The organism is Blautia sp. 2227st1_G12_2227SCRN_220401 (assembly GCF_039062885.1).
Taxonomy (GTDB): Bacteria; Bacillota; Clostridia; order Lachnospirales; family Lachnospiraceae; genus Blautia_A; species Blautia_A fusiformis.
Genome location: NZ_JBCLNI010000009.1, coordinates 72122 through 89545, shown reverse-complemented (window position 1 = coordinate 89545; position 17424 = coordinate 72122). Strand labels below are relative to the sequence as shown.

The window sequence follows — 17424 nt, the reverse complement described above, 5'->3', positions numbered from 1 at the left end:
AAAAGTATGATAAAATGCGGGGAATGAGAAATGACAGAGGTACAGGAAAGACGTAAAAAAACGGTAGAAGCATCGATGACGGAGCAGGTTCATCTGATCATGCAGCAGCATCTGAACGGAGGCGGAAGACTTTTTGGCGGAGCACTGATGCAGTGGCTGGATGAGGTTGCCGGAGTGGTAGCTATGCGTCATGCGGAGACATATCGGGTGGTAACTGCGGCAGTGGACAATCTTCAGTTCAAGCATGCAATCTATGAGGGAGAGATCGTAGTACTTAAGGGATATGTGACTTATGTGGGAAGAACTTCCATGGAGGTCGAGATCGATACGTATGTGGAACAGCCGGATGGCATGCGTCATACTGTAAACCGGGCATTTTTTGTGATGGTGGCTGTAGATGAAGACCAGAAACCAATCCAGGTGCCGGAACTGATCGTTACCACAGAAGCGGAAAAAGCTCGGAATGAAGCTGCGAAAATGCGCCGTGATATGCGCAGACAGCGAAGGGAAAACGGGTTCTGACCTCAGCTGTTCCAATTTTTGACATAGTTTAAAATATCTAAAGATTCTGTGAAATTCAGAACGGTCAGGTTGACAAGAAAGTGATACTCTGTAATAATAGAAAAGGAAAACCTGACAGCGAATAGGACCATTTTATATGGAGGAGATATAATGAAAAAACGTTATTTGATTCTTGCCGGAATTCTTGCAGCGAGCATGCTTGCAGCCGGTTGCGGAAAGAAGAACTCTGTGGCACCGGAGCAGAAGGTGGAGGCAACGGCAACCCCGACGGTAACGGAAGCTGCGAAAACGGATGTGGTGGAGATGCAGACCTCTACGGATGAAACAGCAAATATCAAGAACGTAATGGGAACCAAGAGTGAGACCACTACCAGTATTGTATTTACCAATAAGATGAACTCCACGATTTCTGCAATTTATGTCCGTCCTACCAGAGATGATGGCGATGACAGTGATGAGACCTGGGGAAGCGATCTTGTAAATAGTAAATTCACACTGGCTTCCAACGACAAGGCTGTTTATTATATGGAGAAGAGCCAGAAGGACGATAACGGAGATACAGCAACAAGCTTTGATGTAAGGATCACATTTTCTGACGAAGAGCAGAATGAATGTTTCTTCCGCCAGCTGCCGCTTCTGACGATCTCACAGCTGAGTCTTTGTATGGATGGTGAGGGTGAAGACGGAATTCCATATGCTACATATCTGGCGAGCGGAAGCACCAAGGAGGTGTCTACCCTGAAGGATGTAAAGGCAAGGCTTGGCATTGAGGATGACAGTGAAAGTGACAGTGACAGTACAGATTCTTCAGACAGTACGGCTGTGACTCCGACTCCGGAGAGTTCTGATGATAATGGAGACAGTACAGACAGCAGTTCGTCCGGCAGTTCGGACTCCGCATCCACACCGGATCCAACATCTGCACCAGCTTCCTCTGATTCTTCCGATGCACCGGATCCTACGGAAGCACCATCCGGCGAGGATGATCCGGCATCTGTAGCAGCAAGATATATCGGTCAGTCCATGTCTGAGCTTGAGAATGCATGCGGCAGCCCAAATGGCAGTGATTATGAGGACGAACCGGAGTCCGGTAAGACAGGTTATTATTATTATGATACGTTTACGGTATCCACAACTTTTGACAATGACGGCAATGAAGTTGTATCCGGCGTATGGTAAAGGAGAATAAACATATGAAAAGAGTGTTACTGAAATTAAGCGGAGAGGCTCTTGCAGGAGAGCAGAAGAGAGGCTTTGATGAAGCAACTGTTACAGAGGTTGCCAAACAGATCAAGACGATCGTGGATGAAGGACTTCAGGTTGGTATCGTGATCGGAGGTGGAAACTTCTGGAGAGGACGTACCAGCGGAGCCATGGACAGAAGCAAGGCGGATCAGATCGGCATGCTTGCTACTATCATGAACTGTATCTATGTGTCTGACATCTGCAGATATGTGGGACTTAAGACAGAGGTGTTTACCCCGTTTGTATGTGGTGCATTTACCACACTTTATTCCAAGGATGCTGTAGAAGAGAGCTTCGCAGAAGGAAAGGTTGTATTCTTTGCAGGTGGTACCGGCCATCCGTATTTCTCTACAGATACAGCTACTGTACTTCGTGCTGTTGAGATCGGCGCAGATGCCATTCTTCTTGCCAAGGCTGTTGACGGAATCTATGACAGTGATCCGAAGGTAAATCCGGATGCCAAGAAGTATGATGAGATTTCCATCGATGAAGTAGTTGCAAAGAAGCTGGCAGCTATGGATCTTACCGCTTCCATCATGTGTATGGAGCAGAAGATGCCGATGCTGGTATTCGGTCTTGATGAAAAGGACAGCATCGTCAATACCGTACATGGCAAGTTCTCCGGAACAAAGGTAACCGTGTGATCAAAAGGGAATAATAAAAAAAACCATACAGGGAGATATGTGAAATGGATGAGAGAATTCAGGTATACGAAACAAAAATGGGAAAAACACTGAATGCTTTGGAGAGTGAGCTGACAACCATCAGAGCCGGCCGTGCAAACCCGCATATTCTTGACAAACTTACCGTAGATTATTATGGAGCACCGACTCCGCTCCAGCAGGTTGCAAACATTTCTGTACCGGAGGCACGTATGATCCAGATCCAGCCGTGGGAATCCAGCATGATCAAAGCAATCGAGAAAGCGATCCTTTGCTCTGATCTGGGATTAAACCCGAGCAACGATGGAAAAATGATCCGTCTTGTTTTCCCGGAGCTTACCGAGGAGCGTCGTAAAGAGCTGGTGAAGGACGTTAAGAAAAAAGGCGAGGGTGCCAAGGTTGCAGTAAGAAATATCCGTCGTGATGCCAACGATGCATTTAAGAAACTTGCAAAACAGGATGTTTCTGAGGATGAGATCAAAGAGCTTGAGGATCAGATCCAGAAACTTACAGATAAGTACATCAAGGAAGTTGACAAGGCGATCGAGAACAAGTCTAAAGAGATTCTGACTGTATAATTGTAAGAAATACGAGGATAGAGAGGGCTTCTTTGAAGAAGCTCTCTTTCTGTATGGAGGAGATTTATGAACGTACCAAATCATATCGCGATCATTCTGGACGGAAACGGACGTTGGGCAAAAGAACGAGGAATGCCGAGAACCTACGGACATGTAAAGGGATGCGCCAATCTTGAAAACATTTGTTATGATATCAAAGACCTTGGGGTGAAATATCTTACGGTTTACGCTTTTTCCACAGAAAACTGGAAACGCTCCAGAGAAGAAGTGGAAGCACTGATGAAACTGTTCCGCGGTTATCTTAAGAAATGTATCAAGATTTCCAAGAAAAATAATATGAAGATGAAAGTCATCGGAGATGTTACTGCCTTTGCACCGGATATCCAGCAGAGTGTCCGGGAACTGGAGGAATATTCCAAAGATTTTGACGGTATTTATTTTCAGCTGGCATTAAATTACGGAAGCCGTGATGAGATCCGCCGTGGAATGCAGAAGATGGCACAGGATGTAAAAGACGGAAAAGTTGAGCCGGATGGCATTACAGAAGATACGATTGAGAGCTATCTGGATACTGCAGGTGTACCGGATCCGGATCTTTTGATCCGCACAAGCGGTGAGCAGCGGCTTTCCAATTTCCTGCTTTGGCAGCTTGCCTATTCCGAGTTTTATTTTACACCGGTTGCATGGCCGGATTTCAATAAAGAAGAGCTGATCAAAGCCATCGAGAAATACAATCAGAGAGACAGACGCTACGGTGGCGTCAAGGAGGAGTAGATCATGTTTAAGACAAGACTGATAAGTGGTATCGTCCTTGTCATTATTGCCCTGGCAACTATCATTTCCGGAAGCTGGATCTTATTTTTTACACTTCTGGCTGTTTCACTGATCGGAATGAGAGAGCTTTACAAGGTAATGAAGGTAAGCGATGAGCATGTTACCGTGCTGGAACTTGTAGGATATCTTGGAGCAGTGCTTTATTATATTGCCATGAAAGCTGATTTTGGAAATTACGGAACAATGGCGATCATCATCAGTATGATCCTGATCCTGTTTGTTTATGTATTCGGTTATCCGAAATACCATGCAGAACAGGTGATGGCAGCATTTTTTGGAGTTGTATATGTTGCTGTGATGCTTTCCTTTATCTATCTTACCAGAAGCCTTCCGGACGGAAAATTCCTGGTATGGCTGATATTCCTGTGCTCCTGGGGATGTGACACCTGTGCTTACTGTGTGGGAATGCTTATCGGAAAGCATAAAATGGCGCCGGTTTTAAGCCCGAAGAAATCCATCGAGGGAGCTGTAGGAGGCGTTGCGGGAGCGGCGCTTCTTGGAGTGATTTATGCAGCAGCAACACAGGGAAAAATGGCTGAGTATGCCTTGATCTGCGCAGTTGGAGCTCTGATCTCCATGGTGGGTGATCTGGCTGCATCTGCGATCAAAAGAAACCAGAACATCAAGGACTATGGAAAGCTGATCCCGGGCCATGGAGGAATCCTGGACCGTTTTGACAGTGTGATCATCACAGCCCCTGTTATTTACTATCTTGCAAAAATGATTCTTGGAATTTAGGAGACATTAAAATGAAGAATATTGCAATCTTAGGTTCTACCGGCTCCATCGGGACCCAGACACTGGATGTGGCAAGAAAAAACGAAGACCTTCGGGTTGTTGCAGTCAGTGCAGGCAAAAGTGTGGAGAAGCTGGAAGAGCAGATCCGTGAGTTTCATCCGCTTCTGGCAGCAGTCTGGGATGAAGAAGCAGCCCGGGATCTGAAAACGCGTATTGCGGACACAGATACAAAGGTAGTCAGCGGAATGGAGGGACTTCTGGAACTTGCGTCCATGCCGGAATCAGAAATTCTTGTCACTGCGATCGTGGGAATGATCGGGATCCGTCCTACTATGGAGGGAATCCGTGCCGGAAAGGACATTGCCCTGGCAAATAAGGAAACCCTTGTCACAGCCGGTCATCTGATCATGCCCATGGCAAAGAAATATGGCGTATCTATCCTTCCGGTAGACAGTGAACACAGCGCTATTTTCCAGGCTATCCACGGAGAAGAAAACAAAGAGATCCACAAGCTTCTGATCACGGCATCCGGTGGTCCCTTCCGCGGACGTACCACAGAAGAGCTGCGAAGGGTCACTGTTGCAGATACTCTGAAGCATCCAAACTGGGTAATGGGACGAAAGATCACCGTAGATTCCGCAACCCTGGTAAACAAAGGGCTGGAAGTTATGGAAGCCAAATGGCTGTTTGACATGGATCTGGATCATATTCAGGTGGTGGTGCAGCCGCAGAGTATCATCCATTCCATGGTGGAGTTTAAGGATGGTGCGATCATGGCACAGCTTGGAACTCCGGATATGAGACTTCCGATCCAGTACGCTCTGTACTATCCGCACAGACGATATCTGGATGGAGACCGCCTTGATTTCACGAAGCTTCATGAGATCACATTTGAGGTTCCGGATATGGAGACATTCCGGGGACTTCCTATGGCGATCCAGGCATCCCGGGAGGGCGGAAGTATGCCGACTGTCTTTAATGCAGCCAATGAGCTTGCAGTAAAGAAATTCCTGGAGGAAAAGATCGGCTTTCTGGATATTTATGAGATTATTGCACAGTCTATGGAAAGACATAAAAAAATCGCACATCCGGATCTGGATGAGATCCTTTCTGTAGAGCAGGATACTTATCAGTGGATCGAAAGCAGGTGGTAAATTGAAATTTGTGATTGCTGTAATTATTTTCAGTGTTGTGATACTGATCCATGAGCTGGGACATTTTCTTCTGGCAAAAAAGAACCATATCGAGGTATTGGAATTTTCTCTTGGTATGGGACCCAGGATCATAAGTACGGTAAAGGGCGGCACACGTTATTCCGTGAAACTGTTTCCTCTTGGAGGTTCCTGCGCCATGGCCGGAGAGGATGCGGAAGATGACAGTCCGGGAACCTTTAATTCGGCTCCTGTGTGGGGCAGGATCGCAGTGGTTGCTGCCGGTCCGATATTTAATTTTCTGCTGGCATTTGTTTTGTCTGTGATCATTGTAGGCTGTATGGGCTATGATCCGGCAACCGTATTAGAAGTAACCCAAAATTCTGCTGCGGAAAAGGCCGGATTGAAAAAGGGCGATGTGATCACGGAATATCAGGGCTACCATATTGATCTGGGGAAAGATCTTTATGTATATTCGTATCTCAACGAACTGAAAGAGGGAGATACCATCCGGCTGAAAGTAAAACGTGATGGAAAGGAACAGGAGATTTCCTATAAACCAGATGTAAATGTGCGGTATCTTCTTGGCTTTAACCGTTCCGATGTAAATTCCATGACAGTGGAATCACTGATCAAGGGAATGCCACTGGAAGAGGCAGGTCTGGAAGCAGGCGATGTGATCACGAAGATCAACGGTGTGGAGGTTCCGGACGGAAATGCATATGAAAAATACATCGAGGAGCATCCGTTATCCAAGGAACCTGTGACGCTCACCTATGAGCGTAACGGACTGGAATATGAGGCAGAGATAACACCAAGGGAATACAGAACACCAATTTCCGGTTTCGGATATAACACATACAGTGAAAAGACTTCCGGCTTTAATGTTCTGAAATATGGTGCTGTGGAAGTGAAATACATGATCCGTACTACGATCTTAAGCCTGAAAGAGCTTGTGACCGGTCACCTTGGAATGAAAGACTTAAGTGGTCCTGTGGGTATTGCGGATGCCATTGGCGACACTTACGAACAGTCCAAGAGTGAGGGAACGCTGATGATCTGGATGAATTTGCTGAATATGGCAGTTCTTCTTTCTGCAAACCTGGGAGTGATGAACCTTCTTCCTCTTCCTGCGCTGGATGGCGGAAGGCTGGTATTTCTGGTGGCAGAAGCGATCCGGAGAAAACCGGTAAACCGTCAGGTAGAAGGCATGATCCATTTTGCGGGGCTGATGCTTTTGATGGCGTTGATGGTTATCGTTATGTATAATGATATTCTGAAGATATTCTGATATCTGGCGGAAGAAGGTAAATATCAAGTGTTACTGAGAACGGAGTGAACAATAACTAGCAAGTGCTGTATGATCTGTGAGGAGATGATACAGCACTTTTTTTGTGCAGATATTTATTATATAATAAAGGCATCAGAGTAAAGGGAGATATATAAATTTGAAAAAGGATATTTTAATACTGGCGGCATTGATAGCAGTTGTTATAGCAGTTCCTTTTCTGGCTACAAAGGCAGAAGAGGCAATTCAGATTAAAAATGAGGAATTTAAGGAAAAACAGAACAGGGAATGTTATGAAAAAGCGGAAGAATGTATGGATGCAGGCAAATATGATGAGGCGATAGAGCTGCTGGAAAAACTTCCGGGATATTATGAGGATGTAGAATATATTATCCAATATGCAAAGTTTTGCGATGCTGTTCAGAATGGAGAAGGAATTGAGGAACTGTATAAGCTTATATGGTATGTTCCAAAGGGAGATGAGTACAGTAGCAAATATATAGAAGAATTGAGGAAGGCCCAGAAAGATACAGAAGAACAATACAAAAAATATATGGCACAGAAGGAAAAAGAAGAGGAAGAAAAAATGAGAAAGGAGGATGAGCCATATAAGGGAATGAAAGAAAAATACATAAACATTACGCTTATGGGAAGGGCAAAAGAGAAAAGAACAGAACATTACTGGCGGGACACACCGGGAAAAAGGACACAGGACATTCAGTACAGATATATGTGGTATAACAGCAATGGAGCAAAAAAATTCATGGCAGTCTGCAGAAACGGACGGGTCAGCAGTGTAGTGGAATTTGTTTCATCCACAACATCCGGGAAAAAAACTTACCGTGGAAATACCAGCAGGAATAATGACAGAAAAGATATGTACGATGTGCAGGATTATGATGATCCGGAAGATTTTTATTATGATCATGCAGATGAGTTTGATGATATCCAGGATGCGGAAGATTACTGGGAGGAAGCACAGTAGGAGATATGGCATTTTGAGATTCTGTACATATACTAGCAGAGAACCAGTGTGCTTTCAGGCACAAAAAGGAGCCTCTGTTTATGAAAAATCATTCTTATATTTCCATGCAGCAGGATATGCCGGATCAGGGACAGCTGCAGGTGACGGTGCTGGACAGTGCCAGTAACCGTCCTGTGGAAAATGCTACAGTGCGGATCTCGTACACAGGAGTCCCGGATAATGTGATCGAAGAAATCCGTACGGATTCCTCCGGAAAAACGCCCATGCTGGAGCTGGCAGCTCCTCCACTGGAATACAGCATGAAACCGGTGGAGCAGCAGCCTTATGCAGAATATACAGTTCGGATCAGTGCAGAGGGTTTTACACCAAAAGAAGTTGCCGGGACAGAAGTTCTTCCCCATTCCATTGCCAGGCAGGGAGCATCCCTTAGCAGACAGCAGGGTAGTGGAGAGGACTATCAGCGGATCGTCATCGGACCCCATACGCTTTTTGGGGAATATCCTCCCAAAAATCCGGAAGCAGAGATCAAGCCGATAAATGAAACCGGAGAGATCGTATTAAACAAAGTGGTGATCCCGGAGTATATCGTAGTCCACGACGGGCCAATAGGGGATACCTCTGCACAGGATTATTATGTAAGATATAAGGATTATATCAAAAACGTGGCCAGCAGTGAGATCTACGCAACTTGGCCGGAGGACACGATACGTGCCAATGTGTAGGTACATAAAGGCTACCCACACTTACTTTTGCTGGATTTTCGGATAAATATCTAAAGTAAAAGAGATGTCATCGCCATTTTTCCATGTATTTTTTACGTTTTTAGTATAAACAGCCTTTTCTATCAATTCACGGAGAAATCGGTTCTTTATAGAGGTATCCCACGTCCAGTAATTTGCGAGAAGATCCTCGCACTTGGGAATAAAAGAGGAACGTTGAAACTGAAGTTCCTGTTCATGTTCAATTTCTTGCTTCAGAGAAAGAATTACTGCATCGCAGGCAGACAGCTCGGCAGCAGTAGCACGGGAGCGTTCAAGAAATTCTTCCGTGGAGTAAATTCCCTGTTCAAGAAGATCGTACTGCCTTTGTTTTCTTTTCTTTAAAATATCAATTTCTTTTAATTTTCCTTGAATCATTTTTTCTCTTTCAGAAATAGAAAGAGAATACTCCTGATCGGAAACGCTGTTATTTAGTCTGTAGCCATCTACAAGCTCTTGGATTCCGTCAAGAAGAGCTTTTTCAACAAGAGGAAGCTTGCTGCTTATATTGCTACAAGAACTGTATGGGCACCGGATCAGATCACCCTGTCTTCCGTTAGGGGATTTTCGAGTCATAACATGATCACATTTTCCACAACGAACAATACCGGCAAGAGGGTTACGAAGAACATGCAAAGAGTTAAGCGGCCGTGCAGGATTTTTGTTTACGATATCTTGAGCTTGCTGAAAGAGTTCCCTTGATACAATAGCAGGATGCCTGCCTTTGACAAGAATATAATCCTGAGCGAAAGGACGGGAGATAGTTATTTGCCCATCCTTTATATGCTTTACTGCTTTCCGACTGTTCCATCGTATCATTCCTTCATATACTGGATTTCTGAGGATTGCCTGCACACGAGAAATGGTCCATAGGCCACCATCCATGGTCTTGATTCCGGAATCATTTAATTTACGGCAGATCTTAGCCATTCCAATTCGTTCGCCGGATACTCCATGGACATATAAATTGAATATAAGCTTGACAATCTCTGCCTGGTCAGGAACAGGCTGCAGTGTCCAGCCTTTTTCACCAACAAGTTTTATACGGGAATATCCATAAGGCGGTTTACTGCCACAATATTTTCCTTCTTTTGCGGAAGATTCGCGACCTGCAGTGAGACGGCGGCGAATGGTCTTGTATTCACGCCGGGACATAAAAAGTCCGAATTCAAAATACTCTTCGTCGTATTCGTTGTTTGGATCGTAAGTTTTAAGTGGAGTAATGATTAATGTGTTGGAGTATTGGAAAGATCTGGCAACAACACCCTGGTCAATGGTATCACCTCTGGCCAGACGTTCCACTTCAACAACAAGGACGCCATCCCACATACCGGATTCAACTTCACGAAGAAGTTGTTGCATAACAGGCCTTGCAGAAATCGTCTCACCGGAAACGATCTCTTTATAGATTGCCCCTACATTATAGCCACGCTTTTTTGCAAGATCCAACAGGATTCGCTCATGGCGTGCAAGAGTTTCACCTTCGCCCCTGGCTTCAGCCTCCCGATCAGCACGGGACTTACGCAGGTAGATACATACATTTAAAAGTTCCATAATATCACCTCGGTTTAAAATATGTAAAAATGGGTACAAAAATAACGACCACACAAATGTTCTGATTGTGCAGCCGCTCCGAAGATGATACAATATTTTTGCGAAATGAGGTATCTCTTCGGAGATCCACCACCGTCCCGGTATTGGCGTACTGGGGCGGTTTTTATATGTTTAATTGATCTTTATATTAAAAATTGCGGAATATTTTTTGTATGTTGTGTTGGTATATTGATCAACATAAATCTTGAAGTTTCCGGCATGATCAACACCAATGATTCCCTGAGCGTGACACTTGGCACCAACAGGAAGTTCCTGAGGATAATATGCCTGATCGTTTGGATAAGAATATCCAGTATAGCCTTTTGCGTCTACAATTCTTTGAAGATCCATTGAAATATATAGTCCATCACCATATCCAAGATTTTCATAAGTATAATCAATGAGATATACAGCGTCCGGATAAACATCCGAATATGGATTACGTTCGTCCATTTCTGTGACGGAATTGATTCTTAAACTCCACTGACCAGGAACTTTCCAGGTCTGTCCTATATTATACGTTTTTACAACAGTGGGTTTCGGATTGACATTTACATAAGATTCAAAATGATAAGTTCCGAAAGTTGCTGTTATTGTTACATATCCAGAACGTTTTGCGGTAGTCTTTCCTTTGGAATTAATAGAAACCACAGAGTTATTTGAAGATTTCCAGGCGATTTTCTGTTTTGTTCCATAAATAGAGTACTGATAGGTTTTTCCGACAGTCATTGTAGATACGGCTTTTCCTGCTCTGGGTGATTCTGTTATAAGTTTACACCTATATACATTCTTTCCCTTTTTTGCTGTAATGATTGTAGAACCATTTTTTTTATATGTTGCTACACCGCGGGAAATAGTAGCGCATTTTTTATTCGAACTACTCCATTTGTAACCACTTCCGGGAACATTGAATCCCATACGCTCTGAGCGTGCAAGATAAGCCGTAACAGTTTTGCCTTTTTTTAAGGTGATAGGTTTTCGATAACCACCGCCACATGAATAATTCCAACCACTTGCAGCTTGAACAGGGATGCTACAGAAGAGCAGGCATAAAGCCAGCAACAACGAGATACACCAGGTTTTCTTTTTCATAAGAAACGCCTCCTTTAAATTATAATATCCACAAACAATACGATATTCATCATAGAAAATCGCTTATTTGTATTTTTTATTATAGAACGAAAAAAGGTGTTGCCATAACGACAACACCTTTAAGATAATCCAAGTAACAAGATGGGCGGCGTATCCATCATCTCAGGTACTCTTGCGAGTGTGTCGGGAGCCTTTCCGACCTTTGCTACTTGGTTATTACTCTATGCCATCATTATGCATTTATTATAAAACATCAATTCTCATCACGGCCAGCTGGGGAACAAAATAGATCATATAATTATCCACAGCAACATACTGCCCATATTTGGAACGGTAGCAGTCGATCACTTCAATGAGATAATCCTCCGGTACATCCAGATACTCAGCCATCTCATGAAGATTCCGACAGCGGGCTTCGTAAGCCTTAATGATCCCGATCAGGCCAACACGGAGATTGTAGCCGTAAAGCCTAGCGCGGTATTCCTGCTTTCGGTTCATTACATCAGTTGACTGTTCCAGGATGTTTCCGGTGGTGGTGTAGTGGTGACCAAGTTCTTCAGCCAGCACACAGGATTTTTCTGCCTGAGTGTCAATACTTTTTCGAATAGCGATACGATTGCCGCGGATCAGCCCATCATGATTTTGAAGTGGACGTTCTTTTACCGTAAGACCGGCCTGATCGGCAGTAGTTAAAAGTTGTTCGTAGGTCAAATAAATCAGTCCTTTTAATTCAAATTACGGATTTTAAAGACAGATACGCATAACTATGCTCGTACATATACTCAGGAGCACAGTCAATATCTTCGTTCATCCAGGTGACGACTCCATCTACGATTTTGCAGTCTTTGAATATTTTTTCATCAGTTAATGGAGCGAAAGCAGGGCCATTTAATAAGGAAGCATCAAAAAGTCGCTGTTCACCATTTGAAAAAGTGAGAAGCATCATCATATCATCCAATGCTTTTGCTGCAATAACCTGTACATTTTCCGAAGCATTAAACACAAAAATCCCTCTTTACTGTAATAGTTTTAAGGTAAAATATGGTTTGACAAATATTTTAACACTTTGTATAATATACTTAACAAGAGAACCGTTGGTCAGCGTACACCTGACCGCCGGCAAGAGTAATTGCTAAAAATAGCGCCTTATCTTACCAGGACGAGGGCGCTATTTTTTATGCATAAAAGTGATAACAAGAGTTATGACTGCACAAAGCATAATTACAAAAGTAAATAAATCATTGTATGTAACCATCAGCACCAGCCTCCTTTCACAGAAGTGTCCGGCGGCTGACATAACGCCCCAACAGTTCCCTGGGTAAGTATATTATATTGTCAAAGTATCTGTCAGTCCGATCGGATATGTTCTATTCCCATTGAGAATCATCGTTCATAATATCCAGATCATGCTGAACACCTTCAGGTGTTTGTTCTACATCAGTTCTAACGTGAGCAGCGAGAAGATCTTCCTCCATCTGTTGGGTGGAGAGAAGGTTCTTTGAATATGTGAAAACTTTTCTCTGGTTGTGTGGCGTAAGCTGTTCGCATACTTCAATGATTTCCTTGCATTGAGCAGACTTTGGAGCTGTCTGAAAGGATTTCACCTTATCTGAAACTCTCTCCATAGGAACATCAAATCCCATAAGCCAGGCCTCATTAACATTTAATGCAGCAGCGAGAGCATCTATATTATTTTGACGTGGTTTATATTTCCCAGATATATAAGAACTTAATTGACCTTTATCAATGTTTGCTTTTGAAGCAAGCTGACTCTGAGTTATTTCACGAAGCTCCAGCCCCTGCTTTATTCGCTCTTTTATTTCAACTTTATTCAAGGCGTTATGATCCTCCTTAAAGATTTCTTTAATAGCATTATAAAACAGGGTTGAGAAAATATCAATAATTATTTAAAAGAATTGAGAAAAACTTAAAAAATACATTGACACGAGCGTAAGGCAATGCTATTATAAATACAGTTGAGAAAAACTCAACGCAAGGAGGTGAAAGAACATGCCTTATGATTACAGGAAACTGAGAGGCCGTATAAAAGAAAAGTTTGGAACACAAGCGGAGTTTTCAAAGAATATAGGACTGTCAGAGGTTTCGGTAAGCAATAAGTTAAATAATGTCGTGGACTGGGGGCAAGACGAAATGGAAAATGCGATACACGCATTGGAAATTCCGTTTTCAGATATACACGCTTATTTTTTTACTCATAAAGTTGAGAATATCTCAACTAAATAAAACTGCATAGGAATAAACACAACTATAGAAAAGAAGGTGAAGAGAGATAGAAGGATATTACACAAAAAAAACTGAAGTAGGAACAGGGAGACTTCATATAGAAGTTATGAATTTGCCGGAGTTCAAAAAGTTGATAAAACAGGCAAAAAAAGAAGCCGATCAATTGCGGGAGACAATCAATCGGCTGGAAAATTTTGAACTGGCAATAGATTTTAAAACTCTTGATGAATAAGCTATTTTGGCGAGATAGCTGATGCTTTTTCAACAACAAGGTCCATCGAAATGAAATATTGAGTAGCTTCTATAAAGTTTTTCATATCGGTGAAATTAAACTCCTCGTGTTTACGGACATAATGAGTTTCGTCATTTCCAATCCAAGCGGAACGTTTTGCAAGTGTAACGATTGAATCTGCGGATATATATTTCTCGATACATTTAGCTAATGGTGTGTTCTTTATTTCTTCACTTGAATCAGGATTTTTATGAATGGCGTAATCTTTTATAAGAAACTCCAAAGCTTTACGGTATCCAATTCCACATATTTCGGTTAAACCAGTAGTTTCTGCCAGTTCTGCTTGATTATAGATTTTAACAAACTGCGGAGAAAGTTGCTTTATTTGTTCGGAAAAGTCTGTAGTTCGTAAAGATCTTGGAAATATGTGCTCTATGTGTCCAGCATCTATAAAGCTAGGGGAGGCGGAAAAAGTAGAGTATTTTACCATAAAACATTGCTGACAATGCGGGCAAAAGAAAATCGAGTATAAAAAGCTCCCAGAGTAATCGGAGATATAAAAACTTGACTTTGGAAATTCTCCATAGGCTGTATCACATATTGGACATTGACTTGGTAGTTCGATTTCAAAGCTTTTTTTAGGACAATCTGGGGAAAGAGGAGTTGCGTTAATACGTTTTTGTAAATTCATGAGCAGAATTCCTTTCATTTGTATGTATTAGGAAATGCCAGTACCTATATCACAAGAATATGAAAGAAAGCAGGGAAAGTCAATGAGTACACCAAATAATTTTAATCATTTTACCGGGAAAAAGAAAATTAAAGTAAAACATCAACACAGAAACAAATACCAGAAGGGAGGAGTCTGAGATAGAAGAAAAGGTAATTATTTCAAAGAAAGTGTGGATATCACTACTTTCATCTATGCTGACGTTAGCTGTTTTTTCGGCGTGCTGGTGGTTTCATAAAATGTTTTTTCTTATTTTAGTTTGTACATTTTACTCTACAAAAAAGCTTATCGGGGAAGTAATTGGAAACATAAAATTTGAAGATGAGAAAGCTGATTAGCATTTTATGAAAGATATTACAACAGTATTACAGGAAAGAAGGCTTGTAGGATAACCATTGAGGCCCGCAAGGCCGGATAGGAGGTGAGAGAAGTGATAACAGCAGTTTTTGTTATATCAACAGCGATATGCGCCGTAGGGTGGCTGACTCGAAGCATTTCTTGTGCAGCACTTATCTATTATATCGAAAAAAGCGGATACAAACTTCCGGATAATCAGGATCTGGAAGAATGCACCCACTTCGCAGCAAAAAAGCTTTTTAAATTATAAGTTCAGTTTTTTTAAGACGAGGGATGTTATGACGCTATTTGCTACATTGGATATTACATCCAAAGACATGGAACCGATGGTTGTAAAAACAGGTTTTAATTTTTGATCCCATACGGTTTCTGACCGGATTTTTTCAAGAAACTCATGTCCTTGAAAAGTCATATCATAAACTCGAAATGTAATCAACTGGCCAGTAGGTGATCGTTCGTATTGAGCGTTGATATAGCCACCCTCAAACAATTTAATGAGGGTATACAAAACTTGTTCACGATCATGTGATGATATAGAGTTTTGAAATTCATCAGCTTTGTACGCACCCATATGAAATGTTTCAAGTTCAAGTAAAACATCACGTATACAGTCAGGTGTTAATTGCATGATATTTTCTCCTTTTTGAGATACTCGGGCATGCCAGTGCCCTGTAAGAAAAGAATAGGAGAGAAACAGTAGAAAGTCAATATTTATGTCAGACCAAGAGGAGAATTAGGATGGAAAACATAAGAAAACCACAAATATTAATTCAGACAGATGGAATTACAAACACAAAAATTTTCATTGACGGAAAAGAGCTTCCGGGAGTTGCAGGAGTGAGATTTTCACAGAGTTACAAAGAAAACAAAGGACTTCCTGTGTTACAGATCGAACTGAAAGCAACGAATGTTACGTTAGACGCAAAAATGCTCCCTGCATTGCCGGAACCATATAAAGGACAATACATATCAATCAGTAAACTGCTTGCATCGGGTGTAATTCCTAAAGATAAAATAGTAGAGCTTTGCAGGGAGAATGGAATAGAACTGGTTTTAGATACTCCTTAATTCATCTGGAGCAGAAGCGAGAATAGGACATTCGTCTTTACACGGAGATGAACAAGGGAGTTCACTAATGCCTTTTTCCCATACATTAGTGTTGAAGACATAAGTGGCTGATACCTTGATATCCTTATTTGCTTTTGGACAAAAACCAGTTACAGAATACTTTCTTTCCATAAAGATCCTCCTTTCTTTGATACTCGGCATGGCAGTGCCTGTATTTACAGGATAGGAGCATACAGCTCGACAGTCAATGAAAGACGTTCGACAATTTGCTTAAATTTTTATAAAGAGGTGGAAAAAATGAACAGATTTGATCTCTTAAAACAGACAAATACAGATCTTGCAGCTCGCGTAATTATAGAATTTGGAAAAAGATTCCACGATAATCCAGAAGCTTTAGCAGAACATCTGGAAAGCAAGATAACAGAAGAAGACCTGCGCCGGATTAATGATGCAGGTCGTAAGGAAGGGTTAAGACCGATCGTCTTTATCCCGTAGGCAATAGTAACAGCCATTTCCGTTTGGGCATCCCATCATTTTTGCATAAATCAAACAAGACATATAAGAATTATCCATCCTAATGTGTTCTGGCTTAATTTTATCAATTTTGCATTCTGCTGTTTCATTATCCAAGTCGTGAATTTCGCCGGTATTGATATTAAGCAGAAAACGTTTGCCATTAAACGGTGTCTGAGATCTTCGCATAATCAACCCTCCTTCCATATGTACTCGGGTGTGTCAGCACCCTGTATATATAGAATAGGAACGTACTGTCGAAAACACAAGAAAAAGCGTTCGATAAAGTAGTAAAAATTCTATAAACACAATAAACACAATCTCCATACGATAAAACAGGAGGTGAACTAGATGGCAGTTATCAAAGAAATCAAAAACGGATCCGGAGGAGTAATCCGGATCCACGACGACTACTGCAAGAACAATACTCCGGAAGACAACCAGAAGATTATAGATAACGTATCCCGGATAGTGAATGATTATTACATAAGAAAATCCGTGGGGTAGAAGGAACTTGCAGAGCTCCACCCTCTGGTGGATGAGGAACATAAGAAAAGAGGCAAGAAATGAAACGAGATGCGATCATATCCCTGTGTATAGCCCTCCCGGTGGCAAATCTGCCGTTCTGGCAGTGGAGAAGCCCGGCAGAGATGATCCTGATGGCAGGGCTGTTCTGGCAGGTGGCGTTTGTTGCCGTGGTCGGGACGGGATATAAGAAACGAAGATAAAAAATGCCAGCACATAGCAGTGTGCTGGCAAAGGGAAAAATCCCAGATGTAAACGTTCAACATCATCATAGCATCTGGGAGGAGAACAGTCAAGCGGCACGGGTGA

General features: G+C 42.3%; 23 protein-coding genes. 15 read left to right on the top strand and 8 right to left on the bottom strand.

Annotated features, from left to right (window positions below; all coding sequences use genetic code 11):
• Window positions 1–30: 30 nt before the first annotated feature.
• From ABCM67_RS06615 to ABCM67_RS06570, 10 genes are all read left to right on the top strand, one after another.
• Window positions 31–522, top strand: coding sequence for an acyl-CoA thioesterase (locus tag ABCM67_RS06615; protein ID WP_342992666.1), 492 nt, complete (start codon window positions 31–33; stop codon window positions 520–522).
• A gap of 150 nt (window positions 523–672) precedes the next feature.
• Window positions 673–1701 carry a hypothetical protein gene (locus tag ABCM67_RS06610; RefSeq protein WP_147603958.1) on the top strand — a complete coding sequence of 343 codons (1029 nt, stop codon included), beginning with the start codon at window positions 673–675 and terminating at the stop codon, window positions 1699–1701.
• 14 nt (window positions 1702–1715) lie between these two features.
• Complete coding sequence (gene pyrH, locus ABCM67_RS06605) at window positions 1716–2411, top strand: UMP kinase (protein WP_021976283.1); 696 nt, start codon at window positions 1716–1718, stop codon at window positions 2409–2411.
• Window positions 2412–2455: 44 nt separating this feature from the next.
• Window positions 2456–3007 (top strand): ribosome recycling factor, encoded by a 552-nt coding sequence (gene frr / locus ABCM67_RS06600; protein ID WP_015526785.1) that lies wholly within the window; start codon window positions 2456–2458, stop codon window positions 3005–3007.
• Window positions 3008–3073: 66 nt separating this feature from the next.
• Entirely contained in the window at window positions 3074–3781 is a 708-nt protein-coding gene (locus ABCM67_RS06595) for an isoprenyl transferase (RefSeq protein WP_015526784.1), read from the top strand.
• Between the two features lie 3 nt (window positions 3782–3784).
• Window positions 3785–4579, top strand: a complete 795-nt coding sequence (locus ABCM67_RS06590; protein ID WP_015526783.1) for a phosphatidate cytidylyltransferase — start codon at window positions 3785–3787, stop codon at window positions 4577–4579.
• An 11-nt stretch (window positions 4580–4590) separates the two neighbouring features.
• Window positions 4591–5733 carry a 1-deoxy-D-xylulose-5-phosphate reductoisomerase gene (gene dxr / locus ABCM67_RS06585; RefSeq protein ID WP_015526782.1) on the top strand — a complete coding sequence of 381 codons (1143 nt, stop codon included), beginning with the start codon at window positions 4591–4593 and terminating at the stop codon, window positions 5731–5733.
• A gap of 10 nt (window positions 5734–5743) precedes the next feature.
• Window positions 5744–7021 carry an RIP metalloprotease RseP gene (rseP, locus tag ABCM67_RS06580; protein ID WP_021652947.1) on the top strand — a complete coding sequence of 426 codons (1278 nt, stop codon included), beginning with the start codon at window positions 5744–5746 and terminating at the stop codon, window positions 7019–7021.
• 157 nt (window positions 7022–7178) lie between these two features.
• A complete protein-coding gene (locus ABCM67_RS06575; protein WP_147603962.1) occupies window positions 7179–8003 on the top strand; it encodes a hypothetical protein in 825 nt (274 codons plus the stop codon).
• 80 nt (window positions 8004–8083) lie between these two features.
• The gene (locus tag ABCM67_RS06570; protein WP_330605146.1) at window positions 8084–8725 is read left to right on the top strand and encodes a carboxypeptidase-like regulatory domain-containing protein; all 642 of its coding nucleotides are present in this window, start codon (window positions 8084–8086) and stop codon (window positions 8723–8725) included.
• A 21-nt stretch (window positions 8726–8746) separates the two neighbouring features.
• Here ABCM67_RS06570 and ABCM67_RS06565 read toward each other — a convergent pair whose 3' ends face one another.
• The 5 genes from ABCM67_RS06565 to ABCM67_RS06545 form a co-directional block, all read right to left on the bottom strand.
• Entirely contained in the window at window positions 8747–10315 is a 1569-nt protein-coding gene (locus ABCM67_RS06565) for a recombinase family protein (RefSeq protein WP_342992656.1), read from the bottom strand.
• Window positions 10316–10486: 171 nt separating this feature from the next.
• Complete coding sequence (locus tag ABCM67_RS06560; RefSeq protein WP_278655278.1) at window positions 10487–11446, bottom strand: Ig-like domain-containing protein; 960 nt, start codon at window positions 11444–11446, stop codon at window positions 10487–10489.
• Between the two features lie 243 nt (window positions 11447–11689).
• The gene (locus ABCM67_RS06555; protein WP_278655277.1) at window positions 11690–12157 is read right to left on the bottom strand and encodes an ImmA/IrrE family metallo-endopeptidase; all 468 of its coding nucleotides are present in this window, start codon (window positions 12155–12157) and stop codon (window positions 11690–11692) included.
• Window positions 12158–12176: 19 nt separating this feature from the next.
• Window positions 12177–12449, bottom strand: a complete 273-nt coding sequence (locus ABCM67_RS06550; RefSeq protein ID WP_227588761.1) for a DUF2442 domain-containing protein — start codon at window positions 12447–12449, stop codon at window positions 12177–12179.
• A gap of 364 nt (window positions 12450–12813) precedes the next feature.
• Window positions 12814–13281 carry a helix-turn-helix domain-containing protein gene (locus ABCM67_RS06545; protein ID WP_227588762.1) on the bottom strand — a complete coding sequence of 156 codons (468 nt, stop codon included), beginning with the start codon at window positions 13279–13281 and terminating at the stop codon, window positions 12814–12816.
• A 175-nt stretch (window positions 13282–13456) separates the two neighbouring features.
• Here ABCM67_RS06545 and ABCM67_RS06540 point away from each other — a divergent pair, with 175 nt between their 5' ends.
• Window positions 13457–13690 carry a DUF739 family protein gene (locus tag ABCM67_RS06540; protein ID WP_092070867.1) on the top strand — a complete coding sequence of 78 codons (234 nt, stop codon included), beginning with the start codon at window positions 13457–13459 and terminating at the stop codon, window positions 13688–13690.
• 233 nt (window positions 13691–13923) lie between these two features.
• On the opposite strand, the gene ABCM67_RS06535 is transcribed toward ABCM67_RS06540, so the two are convergent.
• Entirely contained in the window at window positions 13924–14613 is a 690-nt protein-coding gene (locus ABCM67_RS06535; RefSeq protein ID WP_278655275.1) for a hypothetical protein, read from the bottom strand.
• Between the two features lie 640 nt (window positions 14614–15253).
• A complete protein-coding gene (locus ABCM67_RS06530; RefSeq protein WP_144092863.1) occupies window positions 15254–15637 on the bottom strand; it encodes a DUF2513 domain-containing protein in 384 nt (127 codons plus the stop codon).
• Window positions 15638–15747: 110 nt separating this feature from the next.
• Between ABCM67_RS06530 and ABCM67_RS06525 the strand changes: the two genes are divergently transcribed.
• Window positions 15748–16077 carry a hypothetical protein gene (locus ABCM67_RS06525; RefSeq protein WP_342992653.1) on the top strand — a complete coding sequence of 110 codons (330 nt, stop codon included), beginning with the start codon at window positions 15748–15750 and terminating at the stop codon, window positions 16075–16077.
• On the opposite strand, the gene ABCM67_RS06520 is transcribed toward ABCM67_RS06525, so the two are convergent.
• On the bottom strand, window positions 16063–16248 hold the full coding sequence (locus tag ABCM67_RS06520; protein ID WP_173739687.1) for a hypothetical protein: 186 nt from the start codon (window positions 16246–16248) through the stop codon (window positions 16063–16065). The two genes, ABCM67_RS06525 and ABCM67_RS06520, sit on opposite strands and share 15 nt — an antisense overlap.
• Before the next feature lie 126 nt (window positions 16249–16374).
• On the opposite strand from ABCM67_RS06520, the gene ABCM67_RS06515 reads away from it, so the two are divergent.
• The 3 genes from ABCM67_RS06515 (at window position 16375) to ABCM67_RS06505 (ending at window position 17318) form a co-directional block, all read left to right on the top strand.
• Entirely contained in the window at window positions 16375–16572 is a 198-nt protein-coding gene (locus ABCM67_RS06515; RefSeq protein WP_342992652.1) for a hypothetical protein, read from the top strand.
• 369 nt (window positions 16573–16941) lie between these two features.
• Window positions 16942–17097, top strand: a complete 156-nt coding sequence (locus tag ABCM67_RS06510) for a hypothetical protein (protein ID WP_173739689.1) — start codon at window positions 16942–16944, stop codon at window positions 17095–17097.
• A gap of 59 nt (window positions 17098–17156) precedes the next feature.
• Complete coding sequence (locus ABCM67_RS06505) at window positions 17157–17318, top strand: hypothetical protein (RefSeq protein WP_342992651.1); 162 nt, start codon at window positions 17157–17159, stop codon at window positions 17316–17318.
• Window positions 17319–17424 lie beyond the last annotated feature (106 nt).

Bases quoted from the DNA above. Each gene is read 5' to 3' on its own strand.
- ABCM67_RS06615 (WP_342992666.1), top strand. From the start codon at position 31: ATGACAGAGGTACAGGAAAGACGTAAAAAAACGGTAGAAGCATCGATG.
- ABCM67_RS06610 (WP_147603958.1), top strand. From the start codon at position 673: ATGAAAAAACGTTATTTGATTCTTGCCGGAATTCTTGCAGCGAGCATG.
- pyrH (WP_021976283.1), top strand. From the start codon at position 1,716: ATGAAAAGAGTGTTACTGAAATTAAGCGGAGAGGCTCTTGCAGGAGAG.
- frr (WP_015526785.1), top strand. From the start codon at position 2,456: ATGGATGAGAGAATTCAGGTATACGAAACAAAAATGGGAAAAACACTG.
- ABCM67_RS06595 (WP_015526784.1), top strand. From the start codon at position 3,074: ATGAACGTACCAAATCATATCGCGATCATTCTGGACGGAAACGGACGT.
- ABCM67_RS06590 (WP_015526783.1), top strand. From the start codon at position 3,785: ATGTTTAAGACAAGACTGATAAGTGGTATCGTCCTTGTCATTATTGCC.
- dxr (WP_015526782.1), top strand. From the start codon at position 4,591: ATGAAGAATATTGCAATCTTAGGTTCTACCGGCTCCATCGGGACCCAG.
- ABCM67_RS06570 (WP_330605146.1), top strand. From the start codon at position 8,084: ATGAAAAATCATTCTTATATTTCCATGCAGCAGGATATGCCGGATCAG.
- ABCM67_RS06565 (WP_342992656.1), bottom strand. From the start codon at position 10,315: ATGGAACTTTTAAATGTATGTATCTACCTGCGTAAGTCCCGTGCTGAT.
- ABCM67_RS06560 (WP_278655278.1), bottom strand. From the start codon at position 11,446: ATGAAAAAGAAAACCTGGTGTATCTCGTTGTTGCTGGCTTTATGCCTG.
- ABCM67_RS06540 (WP_092070867.1), top strand. From the start codon at position 13,457: ATGCCTTATGATTACAGGAAACTGAGAGGCCGTATAAAAGAAAAGTTT.
- ABCM67_RS06535 (WP_278655275.1), bottom strand. From the start codon at position 14,613: ATGAATTTACAAAAACGTATTAACGCAACTCCTCTTTCCCCAGATTGT.
- ABCM67_RS06530 (WP_144092863.1), bottom strand. From the start codon at position 15,637: ATGCAATTAACACCTGACTGTATACGTGATGTTTTACTTGAACTTGAA.
- ABCM67_RS06525 (WP_342992653.1), top strand. From the start codon at position 15,748: ATGGAAAACATAAGAAAACCACAAATATTAATTCAGACAGATGGAATT.
- ABCM67_RS06520 (WP_173739687.1), bottom strand. From the start codon at position 16,248: ATGGAAAGAAAGTATTCTGTAACTGGTTTTTGTCCAAAAGCAAATAAG.
- ABCM67_RS06515 (WP_342992652.1), top strand. From the start codon at position 16,375: ATGAACAGATTTGATCTCTTAAAACAGACAAATACAGATCTTGCAGCT.
- ABCM67_RS06510 (WP_173739689.1), top strand. From the start codon at position 16,942: ATGGCAGTTATCAAAGAAATCAAAAACGGATCCGGAGGAGTAATCCGG.
- ABCM67_RS06505 (WP_342992651.1), top strand. From the start codon at position 17,157: ATGAAACGAGATGCGATCATATCCCTGTGTATAGCCCTCCCGGTGGCA.